2 protein-coding genes and 1 pseudogene are annotated in these 1,575 nt (G+C 42.1%); all 3 read right to left on the bottom strand.

What is annotated here, in order from left to right; all coding sequences use genetic code 11:
* Nucleotides 1-24: 24 nt before the first annotated feature.
* Nucleotides 25-417, bottom strand: a complete 393-nt coding sequence (locus ACTIE0_RS24265; protein ID WP_006624145.1) for a hypothetical protein — start codon at nucleotides 415-417, stop codon at nucleotides 25-27.
* Between the two features lie 306 nt (nucleotides 418-723).
* Nucleotides 724-1,014 (bottom strand): hypothetical protein, encoded by a 291-nt coding sequence (locus tag ACTIE0_RS24270; protein WP_006624144.1) that lies wholly within the window; start codon nucleotides 1,012-1,014, stop codon nucleotides 724-726.
* Between the two features lie 107 nt (nucleotides 1,015-1,121).
* Nucleotides 1,122-1,463: pseudogene (locus ACTIE0_RS24275) on the bottom strand (HNH endonuclease); the annotation flags it as partial.
* Nucleotides 1,464-1,575: the final 112 nt, after the last annotated feature.

The following is a 1,575-nucleotide window of genomic DNA, read 5'->3' on the forward strand; positions in this document are numbered from 1 at the left end:
TCCGAAAATCTAAAGAGTAACGGCTCATGGTAGTTGGTTGTGATAACTTATACAATAGCCATACATTATACCGTACTTTGTGTTTTGTGTAAAGGCTGTAATCATCCCCGACTTGTCTTGTCGCTTTTTCCCCGCAATAATTTCATCAATAATCGGCACAATTGAGTCTATAACGTCTTGTTTAGACAGAACCATTTTATCATTAATGATAGCTGTTAGAGCCGGGAGTAATAGGTTAAAAATCTGGTCAGGATCATCAAATTTATCCTGAACCGCTTGCAGTTTCTGTTCCGCTGACTGAATTGGGCTCTGTAGCCTCGGTAACTCAGTCTCAAGATAACTTTTAGTGACTTTTTCAAACTCCGAGAATTTGGAACCTAGCAGCAGATCCTGTAATGGGTCGAAAGGGTCGGACAAGTCCTGACTTAGATCTACTTCTGTATCGCTGGTTTGGTTTTATGGCGGCGCAGAAACAGAGGTTTTCTCCTCCTCCAAATCATAACCATTATTATTATTTGCATGAGATTTAGCAGTTTCTCCAGACTGGACAGACACTGGATCATCAAAATACTTACTAAACTCATTTGGGGAAATTTAAATTAATCGAACCGCCTTAGTCACCACTTCCTCATCCTCTGGGATTAACTCAGAGAATGCTGTCTCTACCTGAGTCTCTATCTTCTTAGTAGTCTCTACCTTCTTAGTCTCTACCTGGGTAAAATCTTATGGTTGAGCAGAAAGTAGATCCTCCCTTTTCACACCCAGATTTTGTGAATTACTTTTCCGAGAATATGAGGATTTGTGTTCATGCTTAATATTGCTATTTTGAGATGGATAATTATCAACTTTGGGAGTTTGAGGTGAGTTAGTGATAGATTCATCATTAGGCTTCCCAAGCAACACATCAATCAAAATATCAACCAACTCATCCAGTTGTGGTTCAGACTCAACAGATTCTAACTCAACCTCTTGTGATTGATTTATGCTCTTGGGAGTTTCTTGCGATCTAGTCATAAATGCCACCCCTGATAGATAATTCAGTCAAGTAGGGGTCGAGAGAGATGTCGCCATCTCCCCCTCCCATACAAAACCGTACTTGAGACTTTCACCTCATACGGCTCCTAATTTGATTGCTCCATTGTTAGGGATACAGCGTTGACATTATCTAATGCCGTCTTATCATCGTGGGTGTGGCGATGTAGTAGTTGAAGATTTTTGTATTCATCCTTTCCGCCTAAGCTTCGAGGTACAATGTGGTCTACTTCAATTAAATCCGATGGTGCAAAATACTGTCCGCACCAGGTACATCTGCCTTTTTGCTTTTTGAGTAGTTTTGCTACCCTATTTGGCGTGTCAATTGCTTGTCCTTTCCTAGTTGCCCAGTAAGTCCAATTTCCGTCATATGGTGTTGCGTCAGGGCGTATCAGGGTGTGTCTGACAATCGGAGTCCAATTATGTTGCCACTCAGTACAGGACAAAAAAGCTGAAAGTATTAGCGAAAAGGGAATCTAGCCGAAAATTCTGAAGGGGGCGCTCCGGGCTGAGGTGAAAGTCGAGGGGTGGGGGGGTAGCGCC

The sequence above is a fragment of the Limnospira sp. genome (genome assembly GCF_051859755.1).
In the GTDB taxonomy this organism is placed as follows: Bacteria; Cyanobacteriota; Cyanobacteriia; order Cyanobacteriales; family Microcoleaceae; genus Limnospira; species Limnospira fusiformis.

Bases quoted from the DNA above. Each gene is read 5' to 3' on its own strand.
- ACTIE0_RS24270 (WP_006624144.1), bottom strand. From the start codon at position 1,014: ATGACTAGATCGCAAGAAACTCCCAAGAGCATAAATCAATCACAAGAG.